This is a genomic window from Priestia sp. 179-F W1.4 NHS, assembly GCF_045369295.1.
Classification (GTDB): domain Bacteria; phylum Bacillota; class Bacilli; order Bacillales; family Bacillaceae_H; genus Priestia; species Priestia zanthoxyli.
In genome coordinates this window covers 29,406-45,458 of the sequence record NZ_JBIQFF010000012.1, presented here as the reverse complement: position 1 = coordinate 45,458, position 16,053 = coordinate 29,406, and the positions used below count along the sequence as shown (strand labels likewise).

General features: G+C 33.2%; 17 protein-coding genes. 11 read left to right on the top strand and 6 right to left on the bottom strand.

Annotation, left to right across the window (positions count from 1 at the left end; all coding sequences use genetic code 11):
- A partial coding sequence (locus tag ACH0CI_RS25545; RefSeq protein ID WP_406902430.1) for an IS3 family transposase occupies positions 1–111 on the top strand: 111 nt, incomplete at its 5' end.
- A 67-nt stretch (positions 112–178) separates the two neighbouring features.
- Here ACH0CI_RS25545 and ACH0CI_RS25540 read toward each other — a convergent pair.
- The 4 genes from ACH0CI_RS25540 to ACH0CI_RS25525 form a co-directional block, all read right to left on the bottom strand.
- A complete protein-coding gene (locus ACH0CI_RS25540) occupies positions 179–751 on the bottom strand; it encodes a hypothetical protein (protein ID WP_406902428.1) in 573 nt (190 codons plus the stop codon).
- Between the two features lie 298 nt (positions 752–1,049).
- Positions 1,050–1,535: a hypothetical protein gene (locus ACH0CI_RS25535; RefSeq protein WP_406902427.1), complete on the bottom strand. Its 486-nt coding sequence runs from the start codon at positions 1,533–1,535 to the stop codon at positions 1,050–1,052.
- A gap of 351 nt (positions 1,536–1,886) precedes the next feature.
- Positions 1,887–2,054, bottom strand: coding sequence for a hypothetical protein (locus ACH0CI_RS25530; protein ID WP_406902426.1), 168 nt, complete (start codon positions 2,052–2,054; stop codon positions 1,887–1,889).
- A gap of 1,113 nt (positions 2,055–3,167) precedes the next feature.
- Positions 3,168–3,494 (bottom strand): GlpM family protein, encoded by a 327-nt coding sequence (locus ACH0CI_RS25525; protein ID WP_406902425.1) that lies wholly within the window; start codon positions 3,492–3,494, stop codon positions 3,168–3,170.
- Between the two features lie 148 nt (positions 3,495–3,642).
- On the opposite strand from ACH0CI_RS25525, the gene ACH0CI_RS25520 reads away from it, so the two are divergent.
- Positions 3,643–4,518 carry a LysR family transcriptional regulator gene (locus ACH0CI_RS25520; RefSeq protein WP_406902424.1) on the top strand — a complete coding sequence of 292 codons (876 nt, stop codon included), beginning with the start codon at positions 3,643–3,645 and terminating at the stop codon, positions 4,516–4,518.
- Positions 4,519–4,956: 438 nt separating this feature from the next.
- Here ACH0CI_RS25520 and murI read toward each other — a convergent pair whose 3' ends face one another.
- Both murI and ACH0CI_RS25510 read right to left on the bottom strand, forming a co-directional pair.
- Complete coding sequence (gene murI, locus ACH0CI_RS25515; RefSeq protein ID WP_406902423.1) at positions 4,957–5,748, bottom strand: glutamate racemase; 792 nt, start codon at positions 5,746–5,748, stop codon at positions 4,957–4,959.
- A 131-nt stretch (positions 5,749–5,879) separates the two neighbouring features.
- The gene (locus ACH0CI_RS25510) at positions 5,880–6,965 is read right to left on the bottom strand and encodes an NAD(P)H-dependent flavin oxidoreductase (protein WP_406902422.1); all 1,086 of its coding nucleotides are present in this window, start codon (positions 6,963–6,965) and stop codon (positions 5,880–5,882) included.
- Positions 6,966–7,186: 221 nt separating this feature from the next.
- Here ACH0CI_RS25510 and ACH0CI_RS25505 point away from each other — a divergent pair, with 221 nt between their 5' ends.
- From ACH0CI_RS25505 to ACH0CI_RS25465, 9 genes are all read left to right on the top strand, one after another.
- Entirely contained in the window at positions 7,187–8,065 is an 879-nt protein-coding gene (locus tag ACH0CI_RS25505) for a LysR family transcriptional regulator (protein ID WP_406902421.1), read from the top strand.
- A gap of 388 nt (positions 8,066–8,453) precedes the next feature.
- Positions 8,454–9,659, top strand: coding sequence for a YbfB/YjiJ family MFS transporter (locus ACH0CI_RS25500; protein WP_377585847.1), 1,206 nt, complete (start codon positions 8,454–8,456; stop codon positions 9,657–9,659).
- A gap of 442 nt (positions 9,660–10,101) precedes the next feature.
- Entirely contained in the window at positions 10,102–10,956 is an 855-nt protein-coding gene (locus ACH0CI_RS25495) for an alpha/beta fold hydrolase (RefSeq protein ID WP_406902420.1), read from the top strand.
- A 285-nt stretch (positions 10,957–11,241) separates the two neighbouring features.
- Positions 11,242–11,631 (top strand): tautomerase family protein, encoded by a 390-nt coding sequence (locus tag ACH0CI_RS25490; RefSeq protein ID WP_394549173.1) that lies wholly within the window; start codon positions 11,242–11,244, stop codon positions 11,629–11,631.
- A 279-nt stretch (positions 11,632–11,910) separates the two neighbouring features.
- Complete coding sequence (hmpA, locus tag ACH0CI_RS25485) at positions 11,911–13,131, top strand: NO-inducible flavohemoprotein (RefSeq protein ID WP_406902419.1); 1,221 nt, start codon at positions 11,911–11,913, stop codon at positions 13,129–13,131.
- A gap of 142 nt (positions 13,132–13,273) precedes the next feature.
- A complete protein-coding gene (locus ACH0CI_RS25480) occupies positions 13,274–13,495 on the top strand; it encodes a tautomerase family protein (protein ID WP_406902429.1) in 222 nt (73 codons plus the stop codon).
- A 323-nt stretch (positions 13,496–13,818) separates the two neighbouring features.
- Positions 13,819–14,196 carry a RidA family protein gene (locus tag ACH0CI_RS25475; protein WP_406902418.1) on the top strand — a complete coding sequence of 126 codons (378 nt, stop codon included), beginning with the start codon at positions 13,819–13,821 and terminating at the stop codon, positions 14,194–14,196.
- 107 nt (positions 14,197–14,303) lie between these two features.
- Positions 14,304–14,933: an MOSC domain-containing protein gene (locus ACH0CI_RS25470; RefSeq protein ID WP_406902417.1), complete on the top strand. Its 630-nt coding sequence runs from the start codon at positions 14,304–14,306 to the stop codon at positions 14,931–14,933.
- 302 nt (positions 14,934–15,235) lie between these two features.
- Positions 15,236–15,880: a LysE family translocator gene (locus ACH0CI_RS25465; protein WP_406902416.1), complete on the top strand. Its 645-nt coding sequence runs from the start codon at positions 15,236–15,238 to the stop codon at positions 15,878–15,880.
- Positions 15,881–16,053 lie beyond the last annotated feature (173 nt).

Sequence of the window (16,053 nt, the reverse complement as noted above, 5' to 3'; positions counted from 1 at the left end):
ACCATCGTAGAGCAAACCGTCAAAAACTATATTACTTATTATAACAATGCCCGTATTCAAACAAAACTAAACAACCATTCACCTGTACAATATCGGCAACTGGTCGTTTAAAAGGTGTTTTGATCCCTGTCTCAAAAACAGGGGTCAGTCCCATGCTTGGGAGTTTTTTATTTCTTAGTTATTCAACCTCTATTAATCTAATAGTACTCCGAACTGTTATTCCTGAATAGGGTTTTACAGTACGGAATTCTCTTGTCCGAGGCTTCAACTCTCTGTCAGGACGAGGCCTTCTGCTAACGATAGCCTGTTGGTCAATCTTTCTGGCTGCCTTATACTGATGATATAACCACTGTATTTCTTTGTCTGAGTCCTTTACAAAATCAACAATTGTCGAGCTGTCTCCTAAACGATAGTCCCAAATATTGATATATCCACGACCACCTAAATATTCAACGTAAAAAACTGCAGCTTTTCCCTTCTCATTTAGACAAACTAAGCCTCTAGGTGCAATAGAAAAGTAGTTCCTATGTTTCAGAGTAGAATTTGTCATTTTGATGTAATAAACATTTCTTTCATTGGGAACTTTCTCAAAAACGACAGGAGTTCCAGAATTTGGATCATTTGTTAGCATAACATAGTCTTGCCCATCTTGATCATATGTTCCTCCGAACGTTAACGCAGGTCCTGTAAGCTCTTTTTTCATAAAAAACTCATGACCTTCAAGATTTCTGTAGTCCTTTCTTACGTTCATATGTTTTGAGCACCCCTTACCAGTAGTTTTCTTAAAACAATATTATAACTCAAAATTTAATAAAATTACATAAATAGAATATATAACCATATAATTAAATTGTTAACAATTTAATTATATAAACAGAAAAACCAGAAGAGAAATCCTTTTATTTAAGTTCTATATTTTATGAATTAAATACTAAGTTTCTTTATACTCAGTGACGATAAAATCATTCCTTTTTTGCATGTGTCCCTAATGTTCACCTTGAAAAACAAAAAAACTCCACATATAGTGGAGTTTTTTCTTGTTTTAGTCATTAAGCGTTTACTACCTCAAATAAATCTCTGTTAATTTCTGCTCTTTCACCTGTACGAGTGTTTGGCTCATCATCTCTTAAATATCTTTTATACCCGTCTGTACTTAACCATTTTGTATCACCGCGAGTGTGAAGTTTAAAATTTAGTTTGTCCTCGTTTCCACTATAATGCCAGAATTTGATTCTTCCCCAAGCATCTAGGAAAAAGCAAAAACGTGAAGCATTTGATTTTTTATCTAAATATACCCATCCTTTGCTGTCACGGGTTAAGTAGTAATAATCTGACCAGTTACTGCTTGTCATTCTAATGTAGTATTCACCTGGTCTGTCGGGATGTTGTTCAAAAACAACAGGTGTTCCAGACTTTGAATCACCTGATAATTTAACATAATCATAGTTAGAATGTGATTGATAAGTTAAAGCAAGTTCTAGATGTACTTTTCTTAGTAAATATTCTTTACCTTCAACAATTTCAGTTACTCCCATAGTTTAAAACACTCCTTATCATCTACTTACTACAAATTAGTATAATTCAATTTGTTATATAATTACACAAATAGAATATAAAAACATTAAATATAGTTATTAGGATGTTAGTTTAAGTAAGCTGTGTAGGTGTAAATACTTATTAATCTGTCTTTGAGATATTAAAAAAATAGATAACGACAAAAATTTTGTTTCTAAGAAAAGTGTTTATGGTAACTAGAGAGGTATAGTGTAGCTATATACATTTATAAAACAGAACACCCTGCTGTACATTAGGGTGTTCTGTTGGGGATACGAATATGTTTTTAGTGGTAGATACCTCACGGCGTCTTAGGTAGTCTGTTTAATTTACTACACTTTATTCCTACACAACATATCCATTGCTTTTTCTAGAAGTAAAATGTCTTCCTTCATCATTACTTTCATATTGTCGAGATCAAATTGAGTATATTCTTCTTTTAAACGTTCTAATTCCCTCACGAATAGAGATCCAGTATAGTACCCATAATTTGTCTCCAATGCATATCTCCTTTGTGTGTTATTAATATATGTAGTTCCCTTTTATTTAGCTTAACAACTAATAAAAGTAAATTTTCTTAAAAAATAATCCCTTGCCCATCAGGCAAAGGATTTTCAAATTTATTGGAAAAGGGGGAATATGTTATTAGTCTGTCCAAATTTGTAGATTCATATACATATAGCTTTAAAAATAAATATTTCGATTAAATATCCTTTTATAAAATAACTTTATTTAAGTGATATTATTTGTTGAGTAAATATTAAAGTATGTTAGATATTACTAATATTTCACCATTTACTTTAGGTGACGACAAATTGTTTGCATTATTCTTTCTATATATAAATTGTATAATCTCATAAAAAATAATACGAGATTAAAAGGGATATAAATTTTTAAGTAAATTTAATTTAATGTTATTAATAGAAGTAATTGATAACGTATTTTATTAAAAATAGCGTTACCTATTACATACCTTGTAGAAAAACCAATAATTTGTCGTCACTAAGAGTAATTGATGTAATTTAACTTTTTATAAGTTAGTTATACCTTTTACATATCTAACATAAAAATTTTTAATATGTAACTTTGTGTTAATATAATATAATAGATTATTAGATAACATAAAGAAATGGAGTGTGTTATATGAACGATAGTCCTAGTAAAATCATTACCATTGAAAATGTTATGAACACGTTAGCTATCTCATCAAAGAAAACAACCATTTATGCATACATTTAACGAGGAAAATCACGCTATTTGTCGTCAATAAGTATAAATAATAAAAATTTAATGGTATATAAAATATTTTAGTATTTACTTGATGAATCATGGAACATGGTGAAGAGAAAGGTTGCTTTTTTCTAAGTAGATTCCATAACAATATTTATTTTTAAAATTATATGTATATGACTCTACAAATCTGGCTAGACTAATAACGTATTCCCCCCTATTCCAATAAATTTGAAAATCCTTTGTAGATTTGCAAAGGATTCTTTTTTATTCAGCGCTATTTATTATAAGTAAGATTATTTAATGTGAACTATAGGAAACTAATAACCCAAGCAGAATGGCTAAATTATTAAAACTAATGTTTTATACCTATTTGAGCTTTATTAAGAGAAAAAATACTTACATCCAACCATGTAAAAAGTATAAATAATAAATGCACTTATTACAGCATATAAAGGCTTAAACCAATTTGTCAGTATAAAAATAAGACTAATTAATATAACTGCACCAAAAGAGCCAAAAATAGCATTTTTTTGAGTCACTCTAAAATCTGTAATGTTCATATTTCTCATTTGTAATTGAATATTAACTAATGTCATGATGGGTAGTAATGTGATAATACCTGATAAAAATAAATATCTCGACTTACTTAAAAGCGAAGCACATACCATGATGGTTCCACCCAAAAAAAACTGTAAAATATAAGCCACTATTTTCTCTCCTTATTGTCTGTCAATTAAATATCAATTTTAATATGAAATGATCTCGGTTTCTATTTTATTTTCTGAGGATATATAAGTAAACTAAATATAAATGATAGTAGATATAAGAAAATATTATGTCATAAGGAAGGGTTAAATGAGTCTAAAAAAATATAGTGCTTATATTAAAGTAGTCGAAGTCGGGAGTTTAACAAAAGCAGCAGAAATGTTGAACTACACACAACCAAACATTAGTCAGATGATTAGTAGCTTGGAAGAAGAATGTGGTTTTCCATTATTGATAAGGCAAAAAAATGGTGTTAAGCCTACGAAAAATGGTCTAGCAGTGCTGCATGCCATGCGAGAAATTCAAAGAGGTTATGAAAAGTTATCAGAAACAGTTAATCAAATTAATGGATTAGAAACAGGGAAAATTCGTATAGGGGCTTACACAAGCATAGCTACAAACTGGATTCCAAAAATATTAACTGAATTCAAAAATTTACATCCTTTTATAGAGATTCAAGTATATGAAGGAAACGCATCTGAATTAAATCACTGGCTAGAAGAAGATCAAATAGATTTTGGGATTGGTACATCCCATAATGATAAGTGGGAATTTCAACCTTTAGTTCAAGATCCCATTCTTGTCATTATGAGTCCGCATCATAAATTAGCTAAATTAAACTTAATAACCCTAGAAGCAATAGAATCTGCAGAATTTATTCTACCGTATTCAGATTCACATTTTGAAGTACATAATGTATTTAAAAAGGAGCAGATATTACCTAAAATCGCATATCAAGTCAGAGGTGATGAAACAATCATTTCAATGGTAAAGAATAATTTAGGAATAAGCTTACTTCCAAACTTGTTATTAAGTAGATGTCCTGAAGGTATAGTAATTAAGCCTTTAGAGACTATTGTTTCTAGGCAGCTTGGAATCCTAATGAATACAAAAAAACATGTAGCAACCCCATCTGTTAACAAGATGATTCACTATATTAATGATTGGGTGGAGAGAAATAACTAGACTAGAGAGATAGTCAGAAACTATAAAGTCTTTTTTATTTAGGTATGTACCTAATATACACCAATAGGTTATATAACTACTTCCATAGGAACTAATCACAACAAATAATCTTTCTTAGAGTAAGGTTTTTAGCCAAGATAGGTGTCCTTCACATACAGTTTTTCATACCTATTACGAGATGTGTTGAACTCTTAAAGAAAGATTTGTCATAGTAACCTTCTCATAATCCTATCAGCACCTTAATCTAGAAAATAAATTGCCCTTTAATAAAAGACAGTTGTTGAATAAGTGACAGATGCATATGGAGTCGCGTTGCAGTCCGAAACTATATGTTAAAGAGAAAGATTAAATAGTGGTATAAAGTGTAAAGAGAAATCCATAAAAAAGAAAAAGCTCTCATCCTTGAAAGCTTTTTCTTTAGTTCGGATATAGAACACTTTAGTTATTTTCTGGTTTATTTAATGTGTTCTGAAGTATTTCTAATGCATTCTTCATCTTTATTATATAGTTCTCATCCTGATTAGAACATTGAAACGAAATATCATTGGTCCCATTATTACTTAATAAATTCTTTTCTTCTAGAAGACTTGAAAGTCTTTCTATGGTACCCTTACTTCCATCAATAAGTTGAATGTGAGAGGGCAACAAATCTTCTAATATAGGCTTGTAATAAGGGAAATGAGTGCAACCTAGTACAACCGTACCATATTCATTTAAATCAAATCTTTCTAGCTTTGAACTAAAATACGTACTTAATTCATTCCAATTAAAATTTAGCTGTTCACAGAATTCAACTAATTCTGGGAGAGGTAATGCGTCAACAATTGAACCCTTATCGATCCTAGTAATTAATTTTCTATATTTCAATTCTTTTAATGTTAAGTCTGTAGCAAAAACAAGCACTCTTTTATCCATTGGACTACTTAGCTCAATAGCAGGTTTTGCAGCAGGCTCCATTCCGATGATTGGAATATCGTAAGTAGACCTTAATTCGTTAATAGAGATGCTAGTAGCTGTATTACAGGCAATAACAAGTGCTTTAACCTCTTGTTTAAGAATATCTTCTACTGCGGTTTGGACATGCCTATTTACTTCTTCTTTTGTCTTGGTTCCATATGGGACATTGTGTGTATCAGCATAATATAAAAAATCTTCTTTTGGAAAATGTTTTATTGCTTCATTTAATACCGATATTCCTCCAATACCAGAGTCAAAAAAACCAATTCTCATGTTGTTCACCTTACAATTCAAATATTTTTTCACATCATTTATTATACACTTAGAGTAAATGATTAAATAGGAAAAGCCCAGTTCTATAGGTTCAAACGATAATCACTATAGAAAGAGGCTCATTTATTAATTTAACTATAATTGAGTGTTTTTAGAATATTTTCGGCTTGTTGCATAGTAGCTTTTACTAAATCAGCTGCTGTTCGATCTCTTTCCAATAGCCTCGTACTTTGGCCACACCATAAAGACATAAACTCTTTATCACCTAGTTTTGCTGCAGCTCTTCGAATATCTCCCGTAATGGTATTTTGTGTAGGAAAACATAACGGTTGAATCTTAGAGTTTTCGAATTCCTTAATAAAAGTATTGGCTATTCCTCGTGCAGGACGACCGGAAAAGTGTTTAGTGAGAACCGTGCTTTCTTCATTGCTTTCGTGAAGGGCCTCTTTATAACAAGGATGTGCTCCAGATTCTTGTGTAGCTAAAAAGGCCGTTCCCATTTGTACACCACTCGCACCCAAAGCCAAAGCCGCGATTAATCCTCTTCCATCCATAATTCCACCAGTGGCAACGACAGGAATATCCACTTGATCCACTATTTGAGGTACAAGTGAAAAGAGCCCAATATTCGCTCCATAAGGATGCTCATTTATATCAAATGTTCCCCGATGACCACCTGCTTCACTTCCTTGAGCTATAATCACATCCGTACCCTGTTCTTGTGCAGTTAGAGCTTCTTTGACTGTTGTAACCATTGTCATAACTTTTAGGTCATTTTCTTTTGCTATTTTCATCGCATAGGGCGGAAGAACACCAAAAGCTGTGCTTACTATAGGTACTTGTTCTTCTACCAATACCTTAAATTGCTCTTTAAATAAACTTTTAGTTTTGACTTCTTGTTCAACACGCTTAATAGATAAAATGCCTCGCATCGTGTCTAATACCTGCTGTACCTCTTCTAACCCACCTATATTATCTGCCATTTCGGTAGCAAAAAGATTAACGGCAAAGGGCCTTTTGGTATATTTTCGAATCTCCCTTACAGCTTGTCTGATATCCTCTGGATGCATATAAGCAGCGCCTAATGTCCCAAGCCCACCTGCTTCGCATACGTTTACAATGAGATCTACTGTTGTAATTTTATCTCCCGCCATACCAGCCTGTATAATGGGTACTTTAATATCTAAAATTTCACAAACACGATTATCTAAATTCATTTTTCTCCCCCGGATTATGAAGTAGACTACACGAGTTGTATTAAGACTTAAATAAATGATGTGGTCTGGTAGTTAATTCATTTTTATTAAGAGCACATGTGAGACTCATAAAAGATGCTCCAAATTTATCATATATGTTTTTCTCCATATGGTATAATTCAAAAAAAAGATATTTGCCATCGTTTTGACAGATGGCAAAGAGAAATTAGGTGTGAAGAAACATGGATATTCAATCCTTGCGTATTTTTAAATCAGTTGCCGAGTATGGCAGTATCTCAAAGGCTGCAAAGGAGCTAAATTATGCACAATCTAATATTACGACTCGAATGCAACAGTTAGAAAATAGCTTACAAACGGTCTTGTTCTATCGACATAATAAAGGAGTTACACTAACAGCAAAAGGAGAATTATTAATAACTTATGCTGATAAAATCTTTCGTCTTTTAGATGAAACAACAGAAGTAATGAGGGATCAAGAAGAACCTCAAGGTTCATTAAGTATCGGATCAATGGAGACAACAGCTGCCGTTCATTTGCCTAGGTTTCTTTCTAGATATCACTCTGTTTATCCGCAAGTAGATTTAAACTTAAAAACGGGGCCTACAAGTCAGCATATTGAAGCAGTTTTAAATTATAAATTAGACGGTGCATTTGTCTCTGGACCTCTATCTCATCCTGACCTTATTACAAAGAAAGTTTTCAGTGAAGAATTAGTATTGGTAGGGAATTCATTACTTTCTCAATCTTTAAAATCTCGTAAAGTTGATGATTTGACACTGTTAGTTTTACACAAAGGTTGTTTTTATCGTGAGAAGTTAAAGCATTGGTTACATGAAGAAGGGGTAATACCTTCTAAAGTCATGGAGTTTGGCTCCTTGGATGCCCTTATGGGATGTATAGCAGCTGGACTCGGAGTTACTCTACTACCTCTGTCTATTGTACAAAGATACAGCTATCTAGAAAATGTTACTCATTATCCTATTCCAGAAAAATTTTCGCTTGTCGATACGCTTTTTATTTATCGTACTGACGTCACTTTCTCTACACCTCTTATTAAATTTGTAGAAATGTTTCAAGAGGAGAGCGTTAGTCCCCTATAATATCCTAGAGAAGGGGCTTGCATCCTCGTTATATAGATAAAGATTTTTAAACAACTACAACGTTGTTCATAATTAAAAAGTGTTTACGTATATACAATAAACCCGACCATAGTAATTGAAGTTATCATATTTCATTTAATAAAAAGCCTTTTGCTCTTATTAAGCAAAGGGCTTTTACATATGTGTAAATATGGTAGTGAAGAAAGATCTATAGATTTAGAAAGTCATGAACGCGCTAGCAGATTCAGTGAGAAGCCTAAGAGAAAATACAAGCTTCCATGAATTTTGATATCTGTTTTAAAGATATCTGTTATCTATTTTAAGTATTTTATTATATACCCAAATAGAGATATGCTGAAATAGTAACGTTTTTAAAGGAGATGAGAACTTGATTAAAATCTTAGTAGGTGGAATATTATCGTTAGTTATTGCAATGGGGATCGCACGGTTTTCCTATACGCCTATTCTGCCTCTTATGCAAAATGACATGTTATTTTCAAATAAAGTTGCCGGTTATCTTGCTACAAGCAACTACGCAGGATATCTAGTTGGGGCAGTTTTAGTAGGTATCCTTCCTTTAAAGCAGCGTAGAAAAGCATTTTTGAGATTAAGTCTAATTCTTAGTGTAGTTACCACTGCAGGTATGGGGTTATTTCAAATGTATTCAGCGTGGTATGTTTTTCGCTTCGTATCTGGTTTTTCTAGTGCATTTGTACTTGTTTTAGCTTCAAGTATTGTATTAGACAAACTTGCTGAAAAGGAAAAAACAAATTGGTCTGGGATTTTCTATGGAGGAGTTGGAGTCGGGATTTTTCTTACTGGAATCATTATTCCTAGTTTAAATCATTATTTTAAATGGGAAGGAACCTGGGTTGGACTCTCTATTATAAGCATTGTATTCACTTTTCTAGTATGGATTTGGTTAAAAGATGAGACGTCTAGTTCTACCCAGAATGAGAAGAAGGAGATACCTACTCATGGACCTCCAACAAAATGGATTCCTTGGTTGATTATAGCCTACGGGCTAGAAGGTCTCGGGTATATTGTAACGGGTACCTTTATCATATCTATTGCAGGACAAATACCAAATTTTAATGGCGATGCAACTTTTATTTGGATGATAGTAGGTTTAGCTGCTATTCCATCTTGCATCATCTGGTCTTCACTTGCCAAGAAATTAGGGTTTGTTAAGTGCTTAATTGTCGCCATGCTATTACAAGCGTTTGGTATTGTAGTTCCAGTATTACTCATGACTAAAATAGGTTTAATTGTCAGTGCACTATTATTTGGAGCAACATTTATGGGTATTACAACGCTTGCTACAACATTAGCAAGCCGAATTAATCCCAAGAATAGTAGCCGTATCATCGGTTACCTTACAGCTATTTATGCTGCTGGTCAAATGATAGGCCCCTTGCTTGCCGGCCACCTTGCATCTGCTAGTCATAATTACAACTCGGCTTTAATTGGGGCTGCAATTGTTGTATTAATTGGGGCTCTCTTTTTATTATCAGGGATTCGATTTGATAACAAGCCAGTTACGATTGTAATTACAGAAAAGTCTAAAGAAAATATACAGAATGACGAAAATTAACTTTTATGTGTCTAATAAGTATTGAAGGCACGTAGTTGAGAAGGAAGTAGTAGAAAGAGAAAGAACAATTTAAAGCATTGCTTTGTTCATCTACCGTTGTTTGAGTCATTTTAATCACTACAGGTTGAATAAATAAAAGCTATTGTATTAGTTTTTAAAGAAAAAGCCTTGATATGATGCTTTTTAAACAAAAAGACACGAAGCAATTGAATATTTATATTGCCTCCTAACTTAAGGAGGTATCGCTTTTAGAGATACCCCCCATCTTAGTATCGAATTATACATGCTAGGAAATTCTATTATAAAGTATAGGTATTGATTAAGAAATCTCTGAAGAAAGCAGTCAGTAACTTTAGCTGAAAATAAAGCCTTCATTGATAATAGTTGTTTAGAAGAGAGTTTAGTCACTTGAACGTTTAATAATTAGGATAGGAGAGTGTGTATGGTAACGTATCATACTTTAGAAGCGAAAGGTCTGAATATATTTTATCGAAAGGCAGGGAATCCAGATAAACCAACCATCTTATTGCTACATGGTTTTCCATCTGCAAGCCACATGTTCCGAGATCTTATTCCGGTTCTAGAAAAAGATTATTATGTAATTGCCCCGGATTATCCTGGCTTTGGAAATACAACTTCGCCTGATCGAAAAGAATTTGACTATACATTTGATCATATTACGGAGGTAATCGAAGCTTTTGCTAATACATTAGAACTTGATAAGTATGCTCTATATGTTTTTGATTATGGTGCTCCGATTGGTTTCCGTTTAGCCATGCATAACCCAGAGCGTGTAACAGCAATTATTAGCCAAAACGGAAACATTTATCGAGAAGGTTTGGGATCAAAATGGGCGACTAGAGAAGAATACTGGGAAAATCCCACGCCGGAAAAAAGACAAAGTTATCGAACGGCTTTTGCATCAGAAACCATTAAGCATCAGTATATCGACGGGACGCAGGAAAATACAGTTTCCCCAGATGGTTATACGCTTGACATTACCTATATGAAACGACCGGAAAATGATGAAAAACAGTTAGATTTAATATTTGATTATCAAACCAATGTAAAGATGTATCCTGAATTTCAACAATATCTCCGTAATCATCAGCCACCCTTATTAGCAGTTTGGGGTAAAAATGATGTTTCCTTTATTCCAGAAGGGGCCGAAGCTTTCAAAAAGGATTTACCAGATGCGGAAATTCACTTATTAGACAGTGGCCACTTTGCCCTAGAAACACATGCAAATGAAATCGGGGAATTAATGTTAAATTTCTTGAAAAATAACGGTATTTAACGTATTAACAAGTTTAAACGTGGAATTGTCCCACTTTTTTTGCACTAGAACTTAGAATTGGATAATGTGAATTGTGCTTGATTTTTAGTACGTGATTCAATTCAATTGACGTTTTAATTTCAAGAGCAAACTTAAACTAAATGCTAAGCAATTTAAAAACGTTAGATGATCATTTAACGAATGAAAAGATTAAAGAAATTGGTCATGTTTTACGATGAAAATAAGTTAATTCTAAGTGCCATTTAACTTAACGCAACTAAATATTAACTTTGGAGGTTATTTAATATGCCATTAATTAGATTCGATGTAATAGAAGGACGAGACGATAAATCGTTAAGAAATTTATTGGACGCTTCTCACCGAGCCATGGTTAAAGCTTTTGGTGTTCCTGAAAGGGATCGTTATCAAATTGTTCACCAACATCCTGCTCATGAATTAATTATAGAAGATACTGGATTAGGTTTTGAGAGAAGTAAAAACCTAGTAGTAATAAGCGTAACTAGTAAGCAAAGAAGCGATGAACAAAAGAAGAACTTATATAAACTTTTGGTTCAAGAGCTTGGAGAAAGTTGTGGAATAGAGCCGAATGATATTATGGTTTCTATTGTTACCAACGGTGATGCAGATTGGAGCTTTGGACTAGGTGAGGCTCAGTTTTTAAACGGTAAATTATAAATGGACATTCCTTTGTAAATAAAATTTTATTTACAAAGGAAACCCGTAGATTAGAAGTTCTACGGATTGTTTGGTGGTTTAAATAGGGTTAGTTCTATCTTATGCTGTTTAAAGACCGTATAGATTAAAAAATGAACGAAGTTTTAAAATGAAGATCCAATGTGGGTATTACTTATAGACTTACAAGAGCAGTATAGAATTGGATAAATTCAGGTGCATTAAATAAAGTATTCAGTGCCAATATATATTACAAACTTCTTAAAAGGTGGATGGTGTAACATGCTTGATTCTAAAACAATAGAAATCGTTCAATCAACAGTACCTGTTTTGAAAGAGCATAGTAAGCAAATAGGGAAAAGGTTTTATGAGTTATTATTTGAAAAGGCACCAAATTTGTATAATATGTTTAATCAAACGAATCAAAAAAGAGGAATTCAGCAGGAAGCATTAGGCTATGCCGTGTATGCTGCAGGGGAACACATTACAAACTTAGAAGCCATTAAACCCGTCATTGAAAGGATTTCACAAAAACACCGCGCGATAGGTGTAAAAGCTGAACAATATCCGGTTGTTGGTGAAACTTTACTTCAAGCAGTAAAGGATGTTTTAGGAGATGCAGCTTCAGATGACATTATTGAGGCCTGGGGAAAAGCATACGGGTATATTGCCAATGCTTTCATTGAGCTAGAAGACGATCTCTACAAAGAGACAGAGAGCCAACCTGGAGGTTGGGAAGGATACCGAAGCTTTTATATTGATAAAAAGGTAGAAGAAAGTGATAACGTGACGTCTTTTTATTTGAAACCTAAAAATAAGAAAGCAATTCCCTCTTATAAAGCAGGACAATACCTTACATTAGCAGCAGCCATTCCTGGAGAGAAATACACACATATTCGTCATTATAGTCTTTCTGAAGCACCTGGAAAAAATTATTATCGAATCAGCGTAAAACGAGAAGATGCACGTGATGGTGTCCCAGCAGGGATTGTCTCAAACTATTTACATCAACAAGTTCAAATAGGAGGCACGCTTAAGTTCTCAGCTCCAGCTGGAGATTTCGTGCTTGAGCATAGTGAGCAACCTGTTGTACTCATTAGTGGAGGAATAGGTATTACACCTTTGCTCAGTATGCTCAATACCATCGTAGAAAAGCAGCCAACGCGTCAGGTTACCTTTATTCATGCAGCCATCAATGGAAAAACACACGCTTTTAAAGAACATGTGGCTCAATTAGATAATAATAACGAAAATGTCACATCCTTCACCTGCTATAGTTCGCCTAGCGAAGAGGATCGACTTGGTGATGATTTTGATAAAGAGGGAATTATCGATTTAGAATTGTTAAAAGTCATTGTTCCTTCAAAAGAATCTGTATTTTACCTCTGTGGATCTGTTCTATTTATGGAATCTATTCTAAACACATTAATCAAATGGGGAGTATCGAAAGAACAAATTCATTATGAATCTTTTAGTCCTTTAGCACTTTTAGAAGAAGAGTGATTAATAAGGATATATATATGCCATTAATAAGAGTTGATATTTTCAAAAAGAAAAAACAAGAAGAAATAAAGAAATTCTTAGACATAATATGCATCAAAATGTAGTGAAAGCATTTCGTGTACCAGAAAATGACCGTTATTAAATTGTTAGTAATTATGAACCTTACGAAAGGGTTTTGGAAGACACCGTTCTAAGGCTTATGAGGACTGATGATGTAATTGTTATACAAGTAATTAGTAAGAAAAGACCTGAAGAAGCAAAAGTAGCTTTCTACAAGAGTGTATTTAACAATTTAAATGCGAAACTAAATATTCGCGAAGAGGATTTATTGATATCTATTGTCGAAAATACTAGCGTTGATTGATCGTTTAAAGCTAATGAAGCACAATTCATGACAGAGGAACTTCGAAAAAGAGAAAAGAGGAGTTATAAATTCACCCGTTAACGTAATCGAAGTGTTCAATAACTAACTATAGAATAACAACATAAAAAGGACTTTAATGAAGATGCATTAATTGGATGTCCTCATTAAAGTTACTTCTTTTAATGGATAAAAAAGACAAGGAAGTTATTAAAAGATATCAGAATTTTAGGATTTTAGACAAGGCTGAAGAAAAAGATGTTTAATGCTATTATGAATTTTTACACTGTCTCTGGTAAAACAAATATCTAAAGGAGGCATTTTATATGACAAGAAAATGTGTTAATGCTAATGGAGCTGTTGCTGTTGGTCCCTACTCTCATGCAGTTGAAGCAGGAGATTTACTATTTTTATCCGGACAAACTCCTATTGAACCACAGACTCAGAAGCTCTCAGATGGTAATATTGTAGAACAAACAAAACAATGTTTTAAAAATCTTTTTAAAGTGCTGGAGGCATCAGGTCTAACCCCTGATAATGTGGAAAAGGTAAATGTTTTTTTAACCAATATGAATGATTTTGCAGCAATGAACGAAGTTTATGCAACACAGTTTTCTGCTCCATATCCTGCTCGTACAACTATAGGTGTAGCCTCTCTCCCTCTAGGGGCACAAATTGAAATAGAAATGATAGCTAGAAGGTAATACCTAACGATGAATATTACTTAAATGAATATCTCCCACTAGCCAAAGAAAGCAGACAAGCTACAGGCTAGAGTACAAGTAAACACTGAAGGTGAGGTCATTACAAGTTGCTGCCTAGAATTATTAATTTAGCTATTGGATCCCCAAGGGAATATAACTGGAACCACGAAAATAAGCTATCTGGAATAGGAAAGTCTTCTACCAAGATTGCAGAGTTAAAAAAGGTAGGCTTTGTGGGAGACGATGTCGGAAATAAAGAAAAGCATGGTGGTGTTGATAGGGCGGTATGTTTATATCCATTTGAACATTACTCTTATTGGGAAAGAATCTTTCAAAAAAAAATGGTCTTACCGGCCTTCGGAGAAAATATTACAGCAACGGGCATGACTGAAAAACAAGTTTGTATAGGCGATATATATCAAATCGGAGATACAATCGTGCAAGTGACGCAAGGAAGGGTACCTTGTGATACAATATCGAAATATAATGAGGAAAAACAACTTCTAAAGAAAGTTTTTGAAACCTCTCTAACAGGTTACTTTTTTCGAGTATTGGAGGAAGGAGCTATTAAAAACGATTCAGAGATAAACGTTATCGATAAGCATCCTAGAAGAATATCAGTGGCTTTTGCTACAAAAATTCTTTTTCACCGACACAAAGATAAAGAATCCATCGAAAAGATACTGAGCGTTGATGAATTATCGGAGGAATGGAGAAATAGATTTCTAAAACTCTAATGATTATGCACGGTAAAATTCATAATTTATAATTATTTATACACGTTTTCTAAAACTAAGGTGTCCCTTTAAAATATAAGGGCATCTCTTTTTGTGAACAGAGGAAAAGAAGACAAAAGTTTCTATATCACTGAAATTTACATTGGATGATTTATTATATGTAAAACTAAAATAAATTCACTCAAATACTTAATTATAATGTTTTCTTTACTTGAAAGGGCGGGCTAATGTAATGATGAGTGTTGTAAGCATTCCATAATTATTTTATAGTAATAATATCTATTTACTTCGGAGGTATATTTATGTTTGATTTTATTAATTTAGATTTTACTAATTTTACAGCTTTTTTATTCGCTACATTGGTAATATCACTTATTCCAGGACCAGATGTAGCATTTGTAGTGAGTCGTAGTATTGCTGGGGGAAGAAAGGTCGGAATTGCCACAGCATTTGGAATGCAAGTAGGGATTCTTTTCCACATTCTCCTCGCCGCATTCGGCTTATCGGCTATCTTGATGACTTCTGCACTTGCTTTTCAAATCGTAAAATATATTGGTGCCGCGTATCTAATTTACTTGGGAATACAAACTATTCGAGATAAAGAGGGAATAAACATTAATATTCAAAAAAATCAAGGGGGTATGTGGAAAGCTTTTTGGCAAGGAGCTATAACTGATGTTTTTAATCCGAAAGTTGCTTTGTTTTTTCTTACTTTTCTCCCACAATTTATTAGTCCCGACCAAGGAAATACTTTTTTCCAATTCATATTTCTAGGAGTTATTTTTGGATTACTTGGTCTAATCATTGACGTTTGCTATTCAATTATTGCAGATTCAATTAGAAATGTTCTAGCAAAAAATAAAACTGTAATGCAATGGCAGAAAAGGGTTAGTGGATTTACTCTAATTGGTTTAGGAACTTGGTTAGCTTTTGAAAAGAGGGATTAATTATCAACGAATAGGTGCTAGAGTGAAAGTAGAGAAAAGTGATTTTATCATTAAAAATTTATGTTCAATTATTCCATTAAAGGTACTTTAATAAAGAAACGAAAGAGCCCAATTCCTCCTTGAATTTATAGGAATTGGGCTTTTCCTTTGTTTCAAACTATAGTTATTTTAAA

Coding starts and splice junctions, on each gene's coding strand:
- ACH0CI_RS25540 (WP_406902428.1), bottom strand. CDS start 751: ATGAACGTAAGAAAGGACTACAGAAATCTTGAAGGTCATGAGTTTTTT.
- ACH0CI_RS25535 (WP_406902427.1), bottom strand. CDS start 1,535: ATGGGAGTAACTGAAATTGTTGAAGGTAAAGAATATTTACTAAGAAAA.
- ACH0CI_RS25520 (WP_406902424.1), top strand. CDS start 3,643: ATGAGTCTAAAAAAATATAGTGCTTATATTAAAGTAGTCGAAGTCGGG.
- murI (WP_406902423.1), bottom strand. CDS start 5,748: ATGAGAATTGGTTTTTTTGACTCTGGTATTGGAGGAATATCGGTATTA.
- ACH0CI_RS25510 (WP_406902422.1), bottom strand. CDS start 6,965: ATGAATTTAGATAATCGTGTTTGTGAAATTTTAGATATTAAAGTACCC.
- ACH0CI_RS25505 (WP_406902421.1), top strand. CDS start 7,187: ATGGATATTCAATCCTTGCGTATTTTTAAATCAGTTGCCGAGTATGGC.
- ACH0CI_RS25495 (WP_406902420.1), top strand. CDS start 10,102: ATGGTAACGTATCATACTTTAGAAGCGAAAGGTCTGAATATATTTTAT.
- ACH0CI_RS25490 (WP_394549173.1), top strand. CDS start 11,242: ATGCCATTAATTAGATTCGATGTAATAGAAGGACGAGACGATAAATCG.
- hmpA (WP_406902419.1), top strand. CDS start 11,911: ATGCTTGATTCTAAAACAATAGAAATCGTTCAATCAACAGTACCTGTT.
- ACH0CI_RS25475 (WP_406902418.1), top strand. CDS start 13,819: ATGACAAGAAAATGTGTTAATGCTAATGGAGCTGTTGCTGTTGGTCCC.
- ACH0CI_RS25465 (WP_406902416.1), top strand. CDS start 15,236: ATGTTTGATTTTATTAATTTAGATTTTACTAATTTTACAGCTTTTTTA.